This window comes from Arthrobacter sp. P1_B3 (assembly GCF_056406615.1).
In genome coordinates, this window is the sequence record NZ_JBFTZV010000034.1 from 1 (window position 1) to 19900 (window position 19900).

Consider the following 19900-nt stretch of genomic DNA (forward strand, 5'->3'; position numbering starts at 1 on the left):
CCTAAGACACCCCCGTTAGACCAGAAAAGGACCTGTTGTGAAAATCATTGCCGCTGAAGTCTTCGTGACCAGCCCCTCCCGGAATTTCGTGACCCTGCGGATCACCACCGAGGACGGGGTGACCGGGATCGGGGACGCGACCCTGAACGGGCGCGAGCTCGCGGTGGCCGCGTATTTGAAGGAGCACGTCGCGCAGCTGCTGATCGGCAAGGACCCGCACCGGATCGAGGACACCTGGCAGTTCCTGTACCGGTCCTCGTACTGGCGCCGCGGCCCGGTGACGATGGCCGCGATCGCCGCGGTGGACATGGCTTTGTGGGACATCAAGGGCAAGCTGGCCGGCATGCCGGTTTACCAGCTCCTGGGCGGGGCGTCCCGGAACGGGCTGCGCGCCTACGGCCACGCCTCCGGCGCGGACCTCCCGTCCCTGTTCGATTCGGTCCGGGAGCACCTGGAACTGGGGTACAAGTCGATCCGGATCCAGACCGCGGTCCCCGGGATCAAGGCCGTCTACGGCGTCGCGGCCCAGGCGCAGGCCTCGGGCGAACGCTACGACTACGAACCGGCCGGGCGCGGCGCGTTCCCGCAGGAGGAGGACTGGGACACCCGCGCCTACCTCCGCCACCTGCCCACCGTGTTCGAGGCGGTCCGGAACGAGTTCGGCCCGGAAATCCCGCTGCTGCACGACGGGCACCACCGGATGACCCCGATCCAGGCCGCGAAGCTGGGCAAGGCGCTGGAACCCTACGACCTGTTCTGGCTCGAGGACTGCACCCCGGCCGAGAACCAGGAGGCGCTGCGCCTGGTCCGGGCACACACCACCACCCCGCTGGCGATCGGTGAAATCTTCAACACCGTCTACGACTACCAGAGTCTGATCAAGGAACAGCTGATCGACTACGTGAGGGCCGCGTCCACCCACTTCGGCGGGATCAGCCCGCTGAAGAAGGTGATGGACTTCGCCGCGCAGTACCAGATCAAGTCCGGCTTCCACGGCCCCACCGACATCTCCCCGGTCGGGTTCGCCGCGCAGCTGCACGTCGGCCTGGCGATCCACAACTACGGCATCCAGGAATACATGCAGCACTCGGATGCGACCAACGAGGTCTTCGAACAGTCCATGACCTTCGTGGACGGCTACCTGCACCCGGGAGACAAGCCCGGCATCGGCGTCGACTTCAACGCCGAAGCCGCCGCCGCCTACCCCTACCAGCAGGCCTACCTGCCCTACAACCGCCTCGTCGACGGCACCGTCCATGACTGGTGAACCGGCCATGACTGGTGACCGGCGCTGATGGTAACCGGCCCCTGAAACGCCAAAAAGGTCCCGGGCGGCGAGTCGATGCTCTGCCGCCCGGGACCTGGCTCTTTGAAGTCCGGCTCTCGGCGTCCGGTCTACCGGTGGCTCAGTGAACGAGCTCGCGGGTCATGCCGTAGGGGACCTTGTCGGAGAGGGCCGCGGTGTAGTGGCCCGGCTTGTGCCGCGTGAGCAGAATGCCGTGCTTCCCCGTGGTCATGGCGAGCTGCTGCAGCCCGCGGACGGCGTCGTTGAGTCGTTCGTCGAGGACGTGGCGGTTGTCGACTTGGATCTCAATGGACTCGGTAATCGTGGTCATCGCTCTGTCTTTCTTGGAGTACTTCTAGTCGGCCCCAATGGATTCAGGAACAATAACGTCATATTTATTGACCCGTCAAATCACCACGCCGTGTCTGAGCGCAGGCCGTGCGGACGCCAAATGCCCGCACGTAGCGGCCCTGGCGGTTGACCTGCAGATCCATCCCGGCCCCGGCTGTCCCAGTGAGTCTGGTCACCCGGATCACTGGGGGCAGGCCGAGAGGTGCTCGTGGACGCAAACGATGCTGCCGTCCGGGGCCCGGGAGAAGATGATGGTCTCCCGTTCATCGCTCGTATCGCGGCCACCTTCCCGGTCAATCTGGACTGTCGTGGCCACGCGGTGGGAAAACACCGCGGTAGCCCCCAGAAGCTGGATGTCCTGCTCGCTGCTCCGGCATTCGAGCACGCGCCAGCCGCCGGCGAGCCAGTTGTCCCAGAGAGCGCGGTAGGCGGACCGGGAACCAAGGCTCTGGGCTTCCGGATGGAAGATGAATGTCGCCTGGGGGCTGAAGGCGGCAAAGTAGGCTTCGGTGTCCGTGGCCGCGAAGGCGGCAACCAGGCGGTCCGCTGCGTCCTGCACCTCTTGGCGGCTGAGGGCGCGGATCACTGTCGGCTGCAGCGCCGTCGGGTACAGCACCGCCGGCTGCAGTTCCGGAGCCGGCAGCCGCCGTGCCACGGCCCGGATCGGGGCACCGTCGGCCCCGGGGATATTGAGTGGAAAGAGGAAGACCTCGACGTCGGATCCTGCTTCTCTGGCCCGCTGGACCTGCTCCAGCCCGGTGAGGTTTTCTACGATAATGCAGCCGTTTCCGGCCAGGATGGCGTGAGCTGGGAAGCTGCCGTCCGCCGGCTTGCCGTCCGAAGCGCCGGGGGAGCTGGGATCCACGCTGAGGGCGTCCAGGCCTACGGCGCGGTAGCCGCGGTCCACGATCAGCTGCGCCGCCGCGGCGTCGAGCCACGGGTGTTTGAGGTACTCGTCGGTTCCCCAGGCCGCGGCGCAGCCGGTGTGCAGCAGGAGGATCCTCGCTGGATTCCCAGGTTCCCCGGGATTCCCAGTCATGCCCGCCGGGGCGATCCCTGCCAACTGCGCGGCGGTGATGGCGCCGCCGCGGGCCACGCCCCGGATGTCCACGATTTCGGCGACGCCGCCGAAGAGGGAGAGCGGCAGCTCGTCCAGGGCTGCCCAGCCGTCGCCCACATGCAGGGGTGCGTCTGCGTGGGTGCCCGAATGGGAGCCCATGGCGAGGGAGAGCACGTTGGCGCCGTCGGCCTCCACGGTCAGTGCCGATGCGATCCGGACCTCTGGGTCGCCGGGGTAAACAGGCATTCCGGTGCGCAGCGGAACGCTGAGATCGAACCACGTCACGGCTGGCTCACCAGCTCCGGGTCCCGGTCGCCGGACGAGCCCGGCGCGGCTGCCTCCTGGGGTGCGGCAGGGACGGTGTTGCCGGCCGCATCCATGACCGGCGGCACCGGTGTGTCCTTCGAGGGGATCCAGCGCGGCCCGGCGGCCGGGAACACTCCGCGCGGCTCCGGGAAAATCCACAGCAGCCCGAGGTACAGAACGGCCGCCAGCGCCAGCGATGCCGGCAGGCTGATGTCCACACCGCCCGCCAGATTGCCCAGGGGCCCCTGGAACTGGCCGGGCATGTTCACCAAACTCAGCCCTGCCCCGGCGCTGACCAGCCAGGCAGTCATGCCGCGCAGGTTCCAGCCGTGGTTGAACCAGTACCGTCCGCCACTCTGGCGCCGGTTGAACACCTGGAGGGCATCGGCGTCGTACCAGCCGCGGCGGGTGATGAAGCCGATGAGCATGACCACCATCCACGGCGCGGTGCAGGTCACGATCAGGGTGGCGAAGGTGGAAATGCTCTGGACAAGGTTGAAGGCGAAGCGGCCGGCGAAGATGAACACGATCGCCAGGGTCCCGATGAACAGGGTGGCCTGGACCCGGTTGAACCTCGGGAACACGCTGCTGAAATCAAGGCCGGTGCCGTACAGCGAGGACGCCCCGGTGGACATGCCGCCGATCAGGGCGATGGCGCAGAGCGGCACGAAATACCAGGCCGGGGAAATCGCCAGCAGTCCGCCGACGTAGTTCGGCGCCGCCGGATCCATGAATTCCGGTGCCTTGGTGGCGATGATGGACGCCGTGGCCAGGCCAAAGACGAACGGGATAAGGGTGGCCAGCTGGGCGAGCAGCGCCGCACCCATGACCCGGCGCTTCGGTGTGGCGGTGGGGATGTATCGCGCCCAGTCGCCCAGGAACGCGCCGAACGAGATGGGGTTGGACATGACGATCAGGGCCGCGCCGATGAAGGCCGGGATGAATCCCGCGATGCCGACGCCGTCGAATCCGGTCCCGAAGGAGCCCTCGAAGTTCAGGTTGAGGTCGCCCGCGAAGGCGATGAAGCCGACAACGAACAGCAGGGTGGCCGCCGTGACGGCAATCTTGTTCACCAGCAGCATGAACTTGAACCCGTAGACACAGACAACCAGGACGAGTCCACCAAAGAGGCCGTAGGCGACGGCGAACGAGCCCATGTCCTGCGGCAGGCCAACCAGCCGGTTCAGGCCGCCGACCAGGGCATCGCCGGAACTCCAGACCGAGATGGAGAAAAATGCCAAGGCAGTTAGCAATGACAGGAATGATCCGACCACCCGGCCGTGCACGCCCAGGTGGGCTGAGGATGACACTGCGTTGTTGGTCCCGTTCGTGGGGCCGAAGACGGCCATGGGTGCCAGCAGGAGGGCGCCGACAACCAGGCCCGTCACCGTCGCGGCGAGTCCCTGCCAGAATGACAGGCCGAAAAGGATCGGAAATGCGCCCAGGAAGGCCGTGGCGAAGGTGTTGGCCCCGCCGAACGAAACCCTGAACAGGTCAAGGGCGCTCGCATTGCGGTCCTTCTCGGGTATCCGCTCGATGCCGTAGGTCTCCACCTCGGTGACCTTTCCGGGGTTCCGCCCCGCGCGGGCATCAGCAGGCTGTTCCTCGACCATTGTTGTTCTCCATCCAGCTCATCATTGATTCCGCAAGAGTTGCTTAGTAAGCATCACAAGTTGTCTTGGAGGCTACCTTGTTAATTTGGGAGGCTACACTGTGAAGCGGCTCACAGCAACGTCCTGCCCCGTCCGGGCCGGCAGGTTACGGAATCCGGCGGCCGGGCCACACCTCTACGGGGGAGATCCCGTCGGGCCATTTGCCTACCACCGCGCAAATAACAGGGGATAATCTTCAGCGGGGACTATCCACAACACGGCGCAAAGGCGGCACGGCGACATGGCAGAGGCTCAAACAGGTAAACCGCAGGGCCGGTGGCGGACCTTCCACGAAAAGTTCGTCGTGGAAGAGCGGTACATGAGCGCCACGGCGCGCCGGAATCTGTATCTCACGGCCGTCGCCCTGATGATCACGGGCGTCGTGCTGTTCGTGGTAATCCTCGCAAGTGTCCTCCAGCACGGCGGCCTGTCGGCGGCGGACGAGCCTACCCGGTCCTGGCTCCTGACCCTGCGTGGGGAACCTGCCACCACCATCATGATCATTCTGGCGATCGTCTTCGGCCCCATCGGCCTGCCGATCATTGTCCTCGTCGTGACTGTGGCCTGGGGCTTGCTGGCCAAGCACGCCTGGCGGCCGATGCTCCTGGCCGGCGCCATGCTGACCGGGGTGATCCTTGCGCAGGTGATTGGCCGCATCGTGGAACGCCAGCGTCCACCCGTGGAGCTCATGCTCTTCGGTGCCGACACCACGTTCTCCTTCCCTTCCGGTCACGTCCTGGGCGCGTGCGATTTCCTGCTGGTCACCACGTTCCTGGTCTTCTCGCGCCGGAAGAGTCCCTGGGCCGCCGTCGTCGCCTTCATTGTGGCGGGGATCGGCATGTTCTTCGCAGCAATCAGCCGCCTCTACCTCGGCTATCACTGGCTGACCGATGCCCTGGGCGCCTTCTCCATCTCGCTGGTGGTCCTGGGCGGGGTCATTGCGCTGGACACCTGGCGGACGGCCCGGATCCGGGGCGAACAGATCACGGGAACGCTCTCCACCGCCGACGCCGGCCAGGACTGAGCACCGTCAGCGGCCGCGCGCCCGCTTGAGCTCGGCCCGCAGCCGGGCATTGGCTTCCTCCAGTTCCATCACCTTGGCCACGCCGGCCAGGTTAAGGCCCTCCGCCAGGAGTTCGCCGATCCGCCGCAGCACCACAAGGTCGGCGTCGCTGTACTGCCGGGTGCCCCCGGCGGTGCGGTCCGGTGCGAGGAGTCCCCGGCGCTCGTAGAGCCGGATGTTCTGCTGCCCGGTGCCCACCAGCTGCGCCACTACGGAGATGGCGTACAGGCCTGAATCCGCGCCGCGGTCCGCCATGGTCCTCCTCCTGTCCGCAATTTTCCCTTGCAACAGTGTGCCACCGGTGCTATAAAAAATCTATACCCACCACTACAGAAAAATCGTGGTGGGTGTGGAAGGAATACAGACCAACTCGCACTGAAGGAGTGGGAAATGATGTTGATTCGGACGGACCCGTTCCGTGACTTTGACCGGCTCGCCCAGCAGGTGTTCGGGACGGTGGCACGCCCCGCGGCCATGCCCATGGACGCGTGGCAGGAGAACGGCGAATTCGTCGTTGCATTCGACCTCCCGGGGGTTAACGTCGACTCGATCGGGCTCGACATTGAGCGCAATGTCCTGACCGTCCGGGCGGAGCGGCGGGACCCGACGCAGCCCAACGTGGAGCTGACGGTTTCGGAGCGCCCCCGCGGCGTTTTCAGCCGCCAGTTGATCCTCGGGGACACCCTGGACACGGAAAACGTCAAGGCGCATTACGCTGACGGTGTCCTAACCCTCCGCATTCCCGTGGCGGAGCAGGCCAAGCCGCGGAAGATTGAAATAACCCGTTCGCAGGACAAACGGCAGGAGATCGGGAAGTAGCCCCCGGAGCCGGCGCCGAGCACGCACCACGGCGCCGGCCCCGGCCGTCAGCCCCGGAGAAATGACCATGCCCGGCAGCAACCCTGATCCCCGCGGCTACTACGCGCTGTTGCACATCTCGCCGGAGGCGAGCCGGCAGGAGATTGGCCGCGCCTTCCGGGCGCTGATGCGCCGGCACCATCCGGATATCGGTTATCCGGACATCGGCCCTCCCGACGGCAGTGACGCGGGCGGGATTCTGCAGGCCTTCGCCGTGCTGCGGGACGCCAGGACCCGGGCGGAGTATGACGCCGGCGGCGGGCGGCCTGACGTCCAGGACGGCACCTTGAATCACCAGAACGGCCGGAGCCACCAAAACGGCCAGAGCGGCCATCCCGGCCCGGGCGGCCGCGACATCCCGGTGCGCATCGTCCGGCGTCGGGATCCCCTTGTGCGCGTGCTCCCCGTTCGCCGGGAACCCGGGCCGTGACGGGGGAGACACTGTTGCCCGGGCCGCTGACCGGAGCGGAAGAAGTGGGACAGGAAGGACGTCGGGGTTCAGTTGCTGGCAGGGTTCAGTTGCTGGCGGCGGCGTAGGCGTTCAGGCTAAGTGAGAACACAATCCACGAGACGTACGGCAGCATGAGCAGGCCGGCTGCCCGGATGATGAGGCCGAACCGGACCACGATGGCGGCCGCGGCCACGGCATGGGCGGCGATGACCAGGAGAGCCAGCCAGAGGGCGGCCGAGCCGACCATGGGGTACATGCCGAAGAACAGGGGCGCCCAGGCGAGGTTCACGAGCAGCAGGATGCCGTAGACGGTCATGGCGCCTCGGCTGCGCCCGGAGGAGGCAAGCCCTGTTCCCCGGCGCCAGACCAGCCACGCCGCCACCGCCATGGTTGTATAAAGCACCGTCCAGACCGCTCCGAAGGCCCAGCCCGGGGGAGTCCACGGAGCCTTGTCCGCCGCCGCGTACCATCCGCCGGCGTTCCCGATGATGACCAGCGACGCCACAAAGGACACCCCATGGGAGACCGCGAGGAAGCAGAGGAGAGCTGCTGCCTGCCGGCCGGGGCCAGGCGTCGCCGGGGCCGGCCGGCGGTTGACGCCTTGTTCAATTGTCAGGTGCACTGATCAACAGTGGCCGTCGGCATCGCGTCCGTCAAACGGCCCGGGTCGTGGCGCCCGCCCCCGGGGAAGCCTAAGATCAGTCAACCAACTCCTGAAACTACATAGAGGTCCCGTCGATGAACGCTTCCGCCAAGGATCTGGCTTCCCTTCTTCCGCCCGGCTTCACCCTGGGCGTGGCTACATCCGCCTTCCAGATCGAGGGCGCACTCGATGAAGACGGCCGCGGCCCCACCGGATGGGACGTCTTTGCTGCGAAACCGGGCTCGATCGTGGAGGACCACAGCCCGGCCGTCTCCTGCGACCATTACCACCGGATGCCAGAGGACGTGGCACTGATGAAGGACCTGGGGATCGATTCGTACCGGTTTTCGTTGTCCTGGTCCAGGATCCAGCCCGGCGGCAGCGGGCCCGTGAACCCCGCCGGACTGGACTTCTACGACCGGCTGATCGACCTGTTGCTCGCCAACGGTATTTCCCCCATGGCCACGCTCTATCACTGGGACACCCCGCTGCCCCTGGATGAGGCCGGTGGGTGGATGAACCGGGACACGGCCTACCGGCTGAGGGACTTCGCCGGCATCGCCGCGGCCGCCTTCGGGGACCGCGTTAGCCGCTGGGTGACTGTCAACGAGCCCGCCACGGTCACCACCAACGGCTACGCCCTGGGCATGCATGCGCCCGGCGAGGCACTCATGCTCAAGGCCCTCCCCAGCGTGCACCACCAGTTGCTGGGCCACGGCCTGGCGCTCCAAGTGCTGCGTGCCGCCAAGGTACAGGGCGAAATCGGCATTACCAATGTGTACTCACCGATGGTCCCGGCCACCGCCAACCCGCTGGACGCGGTCAGCGCCGGACTCATGGATGTGGCGCAGAACCGGCTCTACGCTGACCCCGTGCTGCTCGGCAAGTACCCGGACATCATTCGGGCCGCTACGTTCTTTTCATCGTCGTTCAGCCCCTCCAGTGAAGATATGGACCTGATCTCCCAGCCCCTGGATTTCTATGGCCTGAACTATTACATGCCCACCCGCGTCGGGGCGGGTCCGGGTGAGGGGACCGTGCCGCCCGGCATGGCCGAGGCCATGGGGGATGACCTCAGTGGGACACCCGGTGCGCCCTTCCACATCGCGCCGTTCCCGGACACCGAGACCACGGCCTACGGCTGGCCGGTCAAGCCCGAATACATGTCGGTTGCCCTGGCTGAGATGGCCGAGCGCTACCCGGATCTGCCTCCGGTCTACATCACCGAGGGCGGGGCCAGTTTCGAGGACGTGGTGGTCCAGTGTGTCGGGGCGGACCGCCGGATGGTTCCGGATGAACGGCGCCTGCGTTACCTCGCGGAGCACATCGGCACGGCCCTGGAAGCGACACGTCCCGGCGGTGCGGCCGAGGCCGTGGACCTTCGCGGCTACTATGTGTGGTCCTTCATGGATAACTTCGAGTGGTCCGCCGGCTACAAGCAGCCGTTCGGTCTGGTGCACGTCGATTTCGACACCCAGGTCCGCACACCGAAGGCCTCCTACTACTGGCTCCAGGAAGTTCTGGCGGCCCGGAACGCGGCGCCCGCCGCGCAGCCCGACGTCGGAAAGCAGGCCGACGTCGGGCAGCCCCGCCCCGGGGCCGACGCCCCTAAGGCAGCGACAACTTAGAGCAGATCCAGGTCCTGCAGGCCCTTGGCGAGTCCGGCGCCGTCGGGCGAGTAGAGCCACGGGACGGATGATTCCGAGTGGTCTCCTGTGTCGGAGTGGCCGCCGGCGAAGACGGCCTCGCTGGCCGAGAGCTGACGGATGCCGATCGCGGCGACCTGGTCCGGGTGTTCCTGCGCGAAGCCGGAGTAGATCTCTTCATCGTGCTGGCCGTTGTCGCCGAACAGCAGCCAGCGCATGTTCGGGAACTCCTGGGCCAGCAGCTCAAGGTTCCGCCGTTTGTGTTCCTGTCCGCTGCGGAACCAGCGGTCGTGGGTCAGTCCCCAGTCCGTGAGCAGCAGTGCGCCCGAGGGATAGAGGTTCCGGGCGATGAAGCGGGCCAGAGTGGGCGCTGCGTTCCACGGCCCGGTGGACAGGTAGATCACCGGCGCTTCCGGGTGTTCCACCTTGAGCCGATCCATCAGGACGGCCATGCCAGGTGTCGCCATCCGGGCGCGTTCGTTCAGGACGAAGGTGTTCCACAGCGCCAGGAAAGGCCGGGGGAGGGCCGTGACCATGATGGTGTCGTCAATGTCCGAGACAATGCCCAGCTTGGTGTCCGGGGAGATCACGAAAATCCTGGCCTCAACCGGTTCCGTTCCTTCGGCCCGCAGCACCGCCGTATGCCAGCCCGGGGCCAACGCCACGTGGACCAGGGTGTCTACCAGGCCGCCGCGGTCCGTATGCACGCGCGTGGTGACGCCGCCGATCTGGATCTCCACCTCGGTGAACTGAACCGGGACACTCGTGAAGGCGCGCCAGCCGCGGATGTTCTGGTTTCCGTTCAGGGCCAGGCGCTCCGCCTTGCTGCCGGGCACGGGCCTGCTGGTGAGGACCACGCGGCCCAGCAGCCTGACCCACTCTGTCGAACCGTAGCCCTGATAGGCGACGGTCTGCGGGATGAACTTCCAGCGGCGGGCCGTCTTGAGGCGAACCCCATTGACGGTGTCCGACACCCAATGGGCGAGCCGGAAGGCCCTGTTGCCGGACACGGGCAGCTGCTGCGCTGGTTGCGACGCCAATTCCATGCCTCCACTCTCCCACAGTGCCGGGCCGCGGCAGTGCCGGCGGGGTTCCGGGAGGCGGCGCCCGTGACTCCGGATTACCCAGGCGGCGGCTCATCCAGCAGCCGGCGCAGTGCGGTGGCGTTGCGGACGGCGTTGCCGCCGCCGTCGTTGTTGAAATAGGCGAAGACGTCCTTGCCGGCCGCCCGCCATTCGCGGATCCGCGCGGCCCACCAGTGCAGGTCCTCGTCCGGATACGATCCGCCGTAGAGGACGTCGCGGTCCGGGCCGTGAAGCCGGACGTAGACGAACGGTGCGGTCGCGCGCAGGACGCACGGGAGCCCGGCGCCGCTCATGATGCAGTAGGCCGCGCCGTAACGTTCCAGCACGGCGTAAACGCCGGCGTCGTCCCAGCTCGGGTGCCGGAACTCCACGCTGACACGGATCCACCCGGGCAGTGCCGCGAGGAAGTAGTCCAGCCGGGCATCGTCCCGCGCGAAGTCCGGGGGCAGCTGGACGAGCAGCACGGCCCGCTTGTCGCCGAGTTCGTGCCAGCACCGGGTGATCCGGTCCACCCAGGCCTCCGGGGCATAGAGCTTCTTTCCGTGGGTCAGGCCCCGGGGCGCCTTGACGGACAGGGCGAAACCTTCGGGCAGGCGGCGGCGCCACCCGGCAAACGAAGCCTCCCTGGGCCAGCGGTAGAAGCTGGCGTTCAGTTCCACGGTGTCGAAGCGGGCCGCATAGTGTGCCAGCCTGTCCCGGGCGGGCAGGCCTGGCGGATAGAGGACCCCTTCCCAGTGGTCATAGCTCCAGCCGGACGTTCCGATCCGCACAGTTCCTATGCGGCCGGTCCCTGTGTCGCCGGTACCTGTGTGACCGGCGCCGTCGTGCCAAGCGGCTTCGTGCCCTGCCATGCCCGGTCCCTTTCCCCCGCAGATAGTTCTCCCACGGATGGATCCTAGTCCTGCGGGCACTCCGGTGAGCCGGCTCCCGTTGCCCTCCCGTGCCGGGCGGGACTGTGGTGTGGCACTGTAAGTGTCATGGCCCGCATCGAGGATTACGCAATGGTCGGGGATCTGCACACCGCGGCCCTGATCAGCACCGAAGGCTCCATTGACTGGCTCTGCCTGCCCCGCTTCGACTCACCGGCCTGTTTCGGCGCGCTCCTCGATACCCCCGCGGCCGGCCGGTGGCTGCTGGCGCCGGCCGGCGGCGGCGAATGCACCCGGCGCCGCTACCGCAAGGGCACGTTGATCCTGGAAACCGAGTGGGACTTGCCCGAGGGCAAGGTCCGGATCATTGACTTCATGCCGCCGCGCGACGAAGTGGCGGATATCGTGCGGATCGTCGTCGGTGTCCGCGGCACGGTGCGGATGCGCGGCGAACTGGCGCTCCGGTTCGACTATGGCCATGTTGTGCCGTGGGTCCGCCACGACGAGCGCGGGATCCACGCCGTCGCCGGGCCCGACTCCGCCTATCTGGTGACCGAGGCGCCCCTGCGGGGCGAGCGGATGCACACCGTCAGCGACTTCACGGTCACGGCCGGGGACCGGGTGCCCTTCGTACTGACATGGAGCCCCAGCCACCGTCGCCGGCCGCGCTCAGTGAACCCGGAAGCGGTCCTGGCCTCCACCGAGGAGTTCTGGCTTGGCTGGTCGGCGAAGTGCAAGGTCACCGGGCCGCACCGTGACGCCGTCCAGCGCTCGCTGATCACGCTCAAAGCCTTGACCTTCGCCCCCACCGGGGGCATTGTTGCCGCCGTCACGACGTCCCTGCCGGAGGAGATCGGCGGCACCCGGAACTGGGACTACCGCTTCTGCTGGCTGCGCGACGCCACCCTCACCCTGCAGGCGCTGCTGGCCGCGGGCTACACGGAGGAGGCCGGCGCGTGGCGCGACTGGCTGCTCCGGGCCGTCGCCGGGGACCCGGCGGATTTGCAGATCATGTACGGCCTCCACGGTGAACGCCGGCTGCCGGAGCTCGAACTGCCGTGGCTGAAGGGCTATGAAAACTCCGCCCCGGTGCGTACCGGGAACGGCGCGGCCGGCCAGCTGCAGCTCGACGTCTGGGGCGAGGTGCTCGATTGCCTGTCCCTGACCCGGAACTCCCTCCTCAAACACACCGACGACGCCTGGGACGTCCAGGTGGCCCTCATGGAACATCTCGAGACAGCCTGGAGCCGGCCGGATAACGGGCTGTGGGAAATGCGCGGCCCGCAGCGCCACTTCACGCACTCCAAGGTGATGGCATGGGTGGCGGCGGACCGCATGGTCAAGGGGGTCCGGGACTTCGGCCTGACCGGCCCGGCGGACCGCTGGGAGGAGTTGCGTGACAGAATCCACGCCGAGGTCATGGCCAACGGGTTCGACGCCGAACGCAACACATTCGTGCAGTCCTACGGGCGGCCCGAGCTGGACGCCAGTCTCCTGCTGCTGCCCCGGGTGGGGTTCCTCCCGCCGGATGATCCGCGCATCATCGGAACCATCGACGCCGTCCAGCGCGAGCTGACGCACGACGGCTTCCTGCGCCGCTACCTGCCGGCGCAGAGCGACGACGGGCTTCCCGGCGAGGAAGGGGTGTTCCTGGCGTGCTCCTTCTGGCTGGTGGAGGCGCTGATCGGGGCGGGCCGGCGCCACGAGGCCGGGGAACTGTTCGAGCGCCTGCTGGCGCTGCGCAACGACGTCGGACTCCTCAGCGAGGAGTGGGGCGTCGAGGCCGGCCGTCAGCTGGGCAACACGCCGCAGGCCTTCAGCCACTTCGCCCTCGTGATGAGCGCGCTGGAACTGCAAGACGATGGCGTCCGCCGCAGCGACACCCCGCTGCGTGCGGGCGCGGGCGGGGCGCCTCCCCGGACCCGCAGATCGCCCCGCCCCGGACCCGCCCCGCGTCCCTGAGGCGCGCCCGCCCCCCGTGACGTGTGCCCGTGCCCGCAAACCCTGCCAGTGACCTGTCCCCGTGACCTCGGCCCGGCCGCCGGTGGGCTCCAGCGGGGGAACGGCAGGACCTTCAGCACTTTCCCTCCACCGTTAAGTAAGTACACTTACTAACATCCCGGCGGGGGATACGAGGGAACGAGGAGTGTGCAATGGCGGGGTATTTTGAGCTCGTGGACGCGCCCGACGGCGGCTACCGCATTCGGATGATGGACGGGGCAGGACAACTGATGGCGGTCTCAGTGACGTTTCCCACCAAGAAAGCGGCCGTTGCCGGCGTCGCCCAGGCGAGGGAGATCGCCGGAACCGGCCTGATCAGGGACCGCAGCGCCGATGGACGGGCCGCGGTGCCCGGCTCGTCCGCCCGGGTGATCAGGGGGCGGCGCGGCGGTGCCGGGCGATCAAACTCCGCAATTGGGGGCTCGTTGGCGGCGGGAAAGAGGGCGCAGGCCCGCCACTGACCTCCGGGCGGCCGTTGGCCCTGCCGGGATTCCTGCGCCGAGCGGTTACAGTATGGCCATGGATCCGCGGGGGAATCGGATTTCCGGCCGTGCCCGGAAGAATCTGCTCGGCCGTGTGGCCGTGCCGCTCGCTGCCGCGGCCATGCTGCTCGCCGGGCTGGTCTTCCTCGCCCAGCCGGTGCCGCAGGAGGACTTTGGYTGGTTCGCGTATGCTCCGCTGGCCACCGGACCCGTCGTGCCGCAGGGGCTTATGTTCATGGGCGCCAGCGCCTGGACCGGGTCCGCGCTGATCGGCGTCGGGCTGCTGGTACTCGCGTTCTGGTCCGGCTACCGGACGGGCCGGCAGACCCGGGACCGCGGCGAGGACTCCCGCTAGGGCGGCCCGCCCCGAAATGTCCGCCCACAGCCTCCCGAGATGACCCACCGAGATGACAGTTCGCGGCGGTCCGGGCGCGAAACACTGCCGTGAAGTGCCATCTCGGCGGTACGCTGGCCGGGCAGCCGCGTAACCGTCGAGGAGGACCCCATGAGCCAGCACCACACCCCCGGAAGGGTCGCCGTCGTCACCGGAGCCGGTTCCGGCATCGGCCGTGCGGTGGCCCGCCTCATGCTGGCCGAGGGCTACCGGGTGGTCCTGGCGGGGCGGCGGGAGGAGCCGCTCCGCGAGACCGCGGCCGGCCACCGCCAGGCGCTCGCGGTCCCGTGCGATGTCACCGTCCCCGACGACGTCGAGCGGCTCTTCGCCGCGGCGCTGGGGCAGTGGGAACGGGTGGACGTGCTCTTCAACAACGCCGGCGTGTTCGGCCCCGCCGCCTCAGTGGACGAGATCACAATGGAGGACTGGGACGCGACCGTGGCCGTGAACCTCACAGGATCCCTCCTCTGCGCCGCGGCCGCCGTCCGGGCCATGAAGGCCCAGTCGCCCCAGGGCGGACGGATCATCAACAACGGTTCGATCGCGGCGCATTCACCCCGGCCCCGGACGGTGGCCTACACGGTGACCAAGCATGCGATCACGGGGCTGACCAAAAGCATTGACCTGGACGGGCGGGAGTTCGGCATCACCTGCGGACAAATCGACATCGGCAATGCCGCAACGGATCTCATGGAGGAGATCGGCGTCGGCTCCGGGGCGGTCCAGGCAGACGGCAGCCTGCGGGCCGAGCCGACATTTGCGGTGCAGGACGCCGCCCGGGCCGTGCTGCTGATGGCCGGGATGCCGGCGTCGGCCAACGTGGGATCCCTCGTGGTCACGGCTGCGGGCATGCCGTTCATCGGCCGCGGCTGAGGTCCTGGCCGCTTGAGGACCGGCTTGTGGGAGGTTAGGAGGCCGGGTTAGAGCGGCAGCAGGGCGGACAGGTCCGCTCGCAGTCCCGAGGCCGCAACATGGCCGGCCGCGACGGCGTCTGCCCAGCTCAATCGCCCGCTGACCATCGCCAGCCAGGTGGCGGCGTCGCACTCGATGACGTTCGGCGGGGTGCCGCGCGTGTGCCGCGGGCCCTCCACGCACTGCGTGACGCCGAACGGAGGGACCCGCACCTCCACGGAGTTGCCGGGCGCCCGCGCGCTGACTTCCTCCAGCGAGTAGCGCACCGCCGTCGCGATGGTGCTGCGCGGGACGGCGCTGGTTCCTTCGGGGCCGGGTGCCGCGGGATTGGCGTCCTGCCATGCGGCAAGTGCCGCGCGGCCCTCGTCCACGGCGATTCGACGGCGCGATACAGCCACTTTCCTGCCTCCAGCCCTAGTCCAGCAGAGCCGCGACGGCCCGCCCGAGCCGGATTTTGCCTACCGGGCGTCCCCCGCCCAGGACGGGGTCCACCACCTTGTCCAGGACGCTGGACACTTCAGGGATTTCGACGGCACCGGAGGCCGCGAGGAGCGTCAGCCCCACCAGGGTGGTGGCACGGATGTTGCCGTCGAGCATCTTGATGGCAACCGAGACGCCCTGGCGGGTGGCCATGACCAGCACCCCCTCGGCGCCGATCTTGGCGAGGATGCCGAGTTCGTCCATCACGATCGTGTTGGCCTGCCCGCGCCCCTGGACGGCCCACGGGTAGTCCAGCATGGACGTGGCAATCGTGGCGGCCCGTGCGTTCGAGTTCTTGTCGCCCGGAGCCTTGGCCAGCTTCGAGTAGGCCCGGGCCAGGCCGATCAGGGAGACGGCGGCAACCGGTGCGCCGCAGCCGTCGATGCCCAGGTGGGTGATGTGTTCGCCGCAGTACTCCTCGATCACGGAGCGGATGCGCTGCTGCAGCGGGTGGTTGGGTTCGAGGTAGCTGTTCTTGTCCCAGCCGTTCTCCGTGCACGCCCAAAGGAACGCAGCGTGCTTGCCCGAGCAGTTGAACGCAAGCCTGGACTTGCCGCGCTCGGTCTGGACGAGCCAGTTCCGGGCGGTCTCATCCTGGGGCCAGTCGGCCGGGCACTGCAGTTGGTCTTCCTTGGCCCCGGCCGCCTTGAGCATGCCCTCGACCACATCCATGTGGTCCAGGGACCCGACGTGGCTGCCGCACGCGATGGCCACCTGGGCACCCCGCAGGGGCACTCCGGACTGCATCGATGCGAGGGCCTGCAACGGTTTGAGCGTGGACCGGGCAAAAATGGGCGCGTTAATATCGCCGAGCTCGATCACTACAGTTCCATCCGCGGCAAGCACAACAGCCGAGCCGATGTGGCGGGACTCCACGAAGCCGCTGCGTTCGATGACTGCCAGTTCGACGGCGGAGTCGACTGTGAAGGTTGCATGCGGGTTCAAAGCCATGCAGCAAGTCTATGGTGCCCTGTGCTGATACCCCGGTTATTCCACGGTCACCATGACTGACTGCCAGCCGGAGGCGCCGTCCGGGACCGGATCCGCCCGCTTGTCCGTCTGGACCTCGCCGGTGCCGTCCGTGGCGCGGACCTTGATGTAGTGCGGGCCCGGCGTGGCGTCCCATTCGAAGGACCACTGCCGCCAGGTGATGAGGGAGGCCTCGTCGGAGAGCACTGCCTCGGTCCAGGGGCCGCTGTCGATCTGCACCTCGACCTTCGTGATCCCGCGGGTCTGGGCCCACGCGGTACCGCCGAGTGCGACCTTTCCGGCGGGGACCTTGGCGAAGGACTTGGGCACCTCGACGCGCGCCATGGTCTTGATCGGGCCGCGTTCGGACCAGCCGCGCTGGGTCCAGTACGCCTTGCTGTCGGCGAACCGGGTCACCTCGAGGTCCACCACCCACTTCGTGGCGGAGACGAAGCCGTACAGCCCGGGAACCACCATCCGTACCGGGTAGCCGTGTTCGAGCGGGAGGGCCTCGCCGTTCATGCCGATCGCCAGCATGGCGTCGCGGTCGTCCTGGAGGACTTCCAGGGGCGTGGAGGCGCTGAAACCGTCAATCGAGGTGGAGAGCACCATGTCCGCGCCCTGCTTGGGGCGGGCCAGCTTCAGGGCGTCTCGGATGGGCATGCCCAGCCATTTGGCGTTGCCGGCCAGGTTGCCGCCGACCGGGTTGGACACGCAGGTCAGCGACACATGGGATTCGATCAGCTGGGCGTCGAGCAGATCCTGGAACGTGAGCCGGACCTCCTGTTCCACAAGGCCGTGGATGCGCAGTTCCCAGTCCTGGGCGTTGATCTCCGGCACACTGAGGGCCGTGTCGATCCGGTAGAAGTCCTTGTTCGGGGTCAGCCACGGCGTGACGCCAGCCACCTTGGACTGGACACCGGCCGGGACGGCGGCGGCGGCCTTGGCCGGTGCGGGCAGCTTCAGCGATTCGCGGGCCGCGGCCACGTTGCTGCGGGCCGCGCTCAGCAGGCGCCCGCCGGTGGCAGCAACGGCCGAGGCGGCCGCGGTGATGCCGGCGGCGGCGAAGAATGCGCGCCGCGTGGTCGCCGGGCGCTCGGGTTCCTTCGCGGCGACGTCGGCCGCACGGTCCGGCCATGCCTGCATCCGCCACAGCCTGGTGATCAGGAGACGAAGCACCACCAGACCCGCCACGGTGCCGATCAGGGAGGGAATCGCGTCGACCGGTTTGACGCTTGCCCGGGTCACCACACTGCCGACGATCACGGCGCCCATCAGCACCACACCGGCCACACCCAGGGCCCACTTCCGGTACGCCACGATGCCGAGTACGCACGCGAGGAGCAGGATCGTGACCGCCATCCCGACGAACAGCGCGGCCTTGTCGTTGGTGCCGAACGTGGCAATGGCAAAGTCCTTCATCCACGGCGGCGTGAAGTCGATGAACGTGGAGCCCAGCGCAATGAGGGGCGTGGCCCGCGCGGTGAAGAACGCGCCGATCAGTTCCGCGACGGACAGGACGACGGCCGCGGCGGCCACACCGGCCACCGCGGCTAGGGCTGTGGCGCCGCGGGACCGCTTGTTGGGCTTCATGCTGGGCTTGTTCATACAGGCCATTCGTAGCCGCGCGGCGGGCGGATTGTCTGGCGAGTGGACATACTCCTGGGCCCCAGGGGGACATGCCCAGTGCTGGTTTCCAGGCCTGGACATGGTGGCATTGTGTCCATTGGCCGAGGCCTGGACTGGGCATGTCCCGCGGATTGTCCGGCGCCCCGGGCTTGCCCCGCTGCGGACTCAGAGCCACTCTCATGCCTGGTGCTTGGGTATGTTCCGCGGCCCAGGGGGCATGTCCAGTGCTGGTTTCCAGGCATGGACATGGTGGCATTGTGTCCATTGGCCGGGGCCTGGACTGGGCATGTCCCGCGGATTGGCCGGCGCCCGGGCGTGCCGCGCCGCGAAGATTGAGCATGTCCAGCGGCCGACACAGCTTAGGAGCCTGCGGGGTGCACCACGTACCCTTGGAGACTGTGAAGGTACTTGTCATCGGCCCCGGCGGCCGCGAACACGCCATTGTCCGATCCTTGCTTGCCGACCCCAACGTTTCCGAGGTCCACGCGGCCCCGGGCAACGCCGGCATCAGCGCGCTGGTCCCCACATATGCGATCGACGCGAACAATCCCGACGCCGTCGCCGCGCTGGCCGTCAGGCTCACCGTGGATTTGGTGGTGGTCGGCCCGGAGGCGCCCCTCGCCGCCGGTGTGTCCGACGCCGTCCGCGCCGCCGGCATCCCCGTCTTCGGCCCCAGCAAGGCCGCGGCCCAGCTCGAGGCGTCCAAGGCCTTCGCCAAGGAAGTCATGGCCGAGGCCGGCGTGCCCACGGCCATGGCCCGGGTGGCCGGCACCGCCGAGGAAGCCGCCGACGCGCTCGACACGTTCGGCGCCCCCTACGTCGTCAAGGACGACGGGCTCGCCGCCGGCAAGGGCGTCGTCGTCACCAACAACCGCGTCGAGGCTCTCGCGCACGCCCAGAGCTGCTTCGACGCCGGCGGCACCGTGGTGATCGAGGAGTTCCTCGACGGGCCCGAGGTCTCCGTCTTCGTCCTCTGCGACGGCACCAACACCGTGGCCCTGTCTCCGGCGCAGGACTTCAAGCGCATCTTCGATAACGACGAAGGCCCCAACACCGGCGGCATGGGCGCCTACACGCCCCTGGAATGGGCCCCCGAAGGCCTCGTCCAGGAAGTGATCGACCGCGTCGCCCAGCCCACGATCAACCAGATGGCCCACCGTGGCACGCCGTTCGTCGGCGTCCTCTTCGTCGGCCTCGCCCTGACCTCGCGCGGCACGCGGGTCATCGAATTCAACGTCCGGTTCGGCGACCCCGAAACCCAGGCCGTCCTCGCCCGGCTCAAGACGCCCCTCGGCGGGCTGCTGATGGCCGCTGCCAAGGGCGAACTGGACAAGGTCCAGCCGCTGCGCTGGTCCAAGGACACGGCGGTCGCCGTCGTCGTGGCCGCCGAAAACTACCCGGACACCCCGCGGACGGGCGACCGCATCAGGGGCCTGAAAAAGGTCGACGCCCTGGACGGCGTCCACGTGATCCATGCCGGTACCAAGCTCGACGGCGAAGGCAAGGTCGTGTCCGCCGGCGGCCGCGTCCTGGCCGTCGTGGCGCTGGGTACGGACCTCGTGGAGGCCCGGGAACGGGCGTACGACGGCGTCGAACTCGTCCAGCTGGACGGCAGCCAGTTCCGCACCGACATCGGCGGCAAGGCCGCCCGCGGTCAAATCCGCGTCGCGGCACCGGGAACTCCGGCGGCGTCGAAAGCGAAGGCGTGAACGTGACAGAACCCGCAACCCCGACGCCCGGCACCCAGCCCGAGACCCAGCCCAA

The 19900-nt window shown here is 68.1% G+C and carries 20 protein-coding genes; 10 read left to right on the plus strand and 10 right to left on the minus strand.

What is annotated here, in order from left to right:
• Window positions 1-37: 37 nt before the first annotated feature.
• Entirely contained in the window at window positions 38-1267 is a 1230-nt protein-coding gene (manD, locus tag AC1D2F_RS21765) for a D-mannonate dehydratase ManD (RefSeq protein WP_476967685.1), read from the plus strand.
• Window positions 1268-1406: 139 nt separating this feature from the next.
• Here manD and AC1D2F_RS21770 read toward each other — a convergent pair whose 3' ends face one another.
• The 3 genes from AC1D2F_RS21770 to AC1D2F_RS21780 all read right to left on the minus strand — a co-directional run bounded on the left by AC1D2F_RS21770 (window position 1407) and on the right by AC1D2F_RS21780 (window position 4615).
• Complete coding sequence (locus AC1D2F_RS21770; RefSeq protein WP_229995799.1) at window positions 1407-1616, minus strand: hypothetical protein; 210 nt, start codon at window positions 1614-1616, stop codon at window positions 1407-1409.
• Between the two features lie 201 nt (window positions 1617-1817).
• The gene (locus tag AC1D2F_RS21775; protein WP_364746396.1) at window positions 1818-2981 is read right to left on the minus strand and encodes a cyclase family protein; all 1164 of its coding nucleotides are present in this window, start codon (window positions 2979-2981) and stop codon (window positions 1818-1820) included.
• Window positions 2978-4615 (minus strand): purine-cytosine permease family protein, encoded by a 1638-nt coding sequence (locus AC1D2F_RS21780; protein ID WP_364746394.1) that lies wholly within the window; start codon window positions 4613-4615, stop codon window positions 2978-2980. The genes AC1D2F_RS21775 and AC1D2F_RS21780 overlap by 4 nt, the downstream gene beginning before the upstream one ends.
• A 280-nt stretch (window positions 4616-4895) precedes the next feature.
• Here AC1D2F_RS21780 and AC1D2F_RS21785 point away from each other — a divergent pair, with 280 nt between their 5' ends.
• Window positions 4896-5678 (plus strand): phosphatase PAP2 family protein, encoded by a 783-nt coding sequence (locus tag AC1D2F_RS21785; protein WP_229995802.1) that lies wholly within the window; start codon window positions 4896-4898, stop codon window positions 5676-5678.
• Between the two features lie 6 nt (window positions 5679-5684).
• On the opposite strand, the gene AC1D2F_RS21790 is transcribed toward AC1D2F_RS21785, so the two are convergent.
• Window positions 5685-5972 carry a MerR family transcriptional regulator gene (locus AC1D2F_RS21790; RefSeq protein WP_229995803.1) on the minus strand — a complete coding sequence of 96 codons (288 nt, stop codon included), beginning with the start codon at window positions 5970-5972 and terminating at the stop codon, window positions 5685-5687.
• Between the two features lie 135 nt (window positions 5973-6107).
• Between AC1D2F_RS21790 and AC1D2F_RS21795 the strand changes: the two genes are divergently transcribed.
• Both AC1D2F_RS21795 and AC1D2F_RS21800 read left to right on the plus strand, forming a co-directional pair.
• Window positions 6108-6536 (plus strand): Hsp20/alpha crystallin family protein, encoded by a 429-nt coding sequence (locus AC1D2F_RS21795; protein WP_290369409.1) that lies wholly within the window; start codon window positions 6108-6110, stop codon window positions 6534-6536.
• Window positions 6537-6603: 67 nt separating this feature from the next.
• Window positions 6604-7005 carry a J domain-containing protein gene (locus tag AC1D2F_RS21800; protein WP_476967686.1) on the plus strand — a complete coding sequence of 134 codons (402 nt, stop codon included), beginning with the start codon at window positions 6604-6606 and terminating at the stop codon, window positions 7003-7005.
• Between the two features lie 85 nt (window positions 7006-7090).
• Here AC1D2F_RS21800 and AC1D2F_RS21805 read toward each other — a convergent pair whose 3' ends face one another.
• On the minus strand, window positions 7091-7648 hold the full coding sequence (locus AC1D2F_RS21805; protein ID WP_476967687.1) for a TspO/MBR family protein: 558 nt from the start codon (window positions 7646-7648) through the stop codon (window positions 7091-7093).
• Window positions 7649-7764: 116 nt separating this feature from the next.
• Between AC1D2F_RS21805 and AC1D2F_RS21810 the strand changes: the two genes are divergently transcribed.
• Window positions 7765-9297 (plus strand): GH1 family beta-glucosidase, encoded by a 1533-nt coding sequence (locus AC1D2F_RS21810; RefSeq protein WP_476967688.1) that lies wholly within the window; start codon window positions 7765-7767, stop codon window positions 9295-9297.
• Here the strand turns inward: AC1D2F_RS21810 and AC1D2F_RS21815 are convergent.
• Together AC1D2F_RS21815 and AC1D2F_RS21820 are read right to left on the minus strand one after the other, a co-directional pair.
• Window positions 9294-10361, minus strand: a complete 1068-nt coding sequence (locus tag AC1D2F_RS21815) for an App1 family protein (protein WP_229995806.1) — start codon at window positions 10359-10361, stop codon at window positions 9294-9296. The two genes, AC1D2F_RS21810 and AC1D2F_RS21815, sit on opposite strands and share 4 nt — an antisense overlap.
• A gap of 74 nt (window positions 10362-10435) precedes the next feature.
• A complete protein-coding gene (locus tag AC1D2F_RS21820; RefSeq protein WP_414645508.1) occupies window positions 10436-11251 on the minus strand; it encodes a DUF72 domain-containing protein in 816 nt (271 codons plus the stop codon).
• Between the two features lie 126 nt (window positions 11252-11377).
• Between AC1D2F_RS21820 and AC1D2F_RS21825 the strand changes: the two genes are divergently transcribed.
• The 4 genes from AC1D2F_RS21825 to AC1D2F_RS21840 all read left to right on the plus strand — a co-directional run bounded on the left by AC1D2F_RS21825 (window position 11378) and on the right by AC1D2F_RS21840 (window position 15019).
• Window positions 11378-13231: a glycoside hydrolase family 15 protein gene (locus AC1D2F_RS21825; protein ID WP_364746386.1), complete on the plus strand. Its 1854-nt coding sequence runs from the start codon at window positions 11378-11380 to the stop codon at window positions 13229-13231.
• Window positions 13232-13422: 191 nt separating this feature from the next.
• Window positions 13423-13731, plus strand: a complete 309-nt coding sequence (locus AC1D2F_RS21830) for a DUF1508 domain-containing protein (RefSeq protein ID WP_229995193.1) — start codon at window positions 13423-13425, stop codon at window positions 13729-13731.
• A gap of 58 nt (window positions 13732-13789) precedes the next feature.
• On the plus strand, window positions 13790-14107 hold the full coding sequence (locus AC1D2F_RS21835) for a hypothetical protein (RefSeq protein ID WP_364746383.1): 318 nt from the start codon (window positions 13790-13792) through the stop codon (window positions 14105-14107).
• 150 nt (window positions 14108-14257) lie between these two features.
• A complete protein-coding gene (locus tag AC1D2F_RS21840; protein WP_229995195.1) occupies window positions 14258-15019 on the plus strand; it encodes an SDR family oxidoreductase in 762 nt (253 codons plus the stop codon).
• A gap of 47 nt (window positions 15020-15066) precedes the next feature.
• On the opposite strand, the gene AC1D2F_RS21845 is transcribed toward AC1D2F_RS21840, so the two are convergent.
• The 3 genes from AC1D2F_RS21845 to AC1D2F_RS21855 are packed head-to-tail and all read right to left on the minus strand — an operon-like array spanning window position 15067 to window position 18115.
• The gene (locus AC1D2F_RS21845) at window positions 15067-15456 is read right to left on the minus strand and encodes a sterol carrier family protein (protein WP_229995196.1); all 390 of its coding nucleotides are present in this window, start codon (window positions 15454-15456) and stop codon (window positions 15067-15069) included.
• A 16-nt stretch (window positions 15457-15472) separates the two neighbouring features.
• Window positions 15473-16489, minus strand: a complete 1017-nt coding sequence (locus AC1D2F_RS21850) for an asparaginase (protein ID WP_229995197.1) — start codon at window positions 16487-16489, stop codon at window positions 15473-15475.
• A 36-nt stretch (window positions 16490-16525) separates the two neighbouring features.
• Window positions 16526-18115, minus strand: coding sequence for a molybdopterin-dependent oxidoreductase (locus tag AC1D2F_RS21855; RefSeq protein ID WP_364746378.1), 1590 nt, complete (start codon window positions 18113-18115; stop codon window positions 16526-16528).
• Between the two features lie 419 nt (window positions 18116-18534).
• Here AC1D2F_RS21855 and purD point away from each other — a divergent pair, with 419 nt between their 5' ends.
• On the plus strand, window positions 18535-19845 hold the full coding sequence (gene purD, locus AC1D2F_RS21860; RefSeq protein WP_229995211.1) for a phosphoribosylamine--glycine ligase: 1311 nt from the start codon (window positions 18535-18537) through the stop codon (window positions 19843-19845).
• The last annotated feature ends 55 nt before the right edge of the window (window positions 19846-19900 follow it).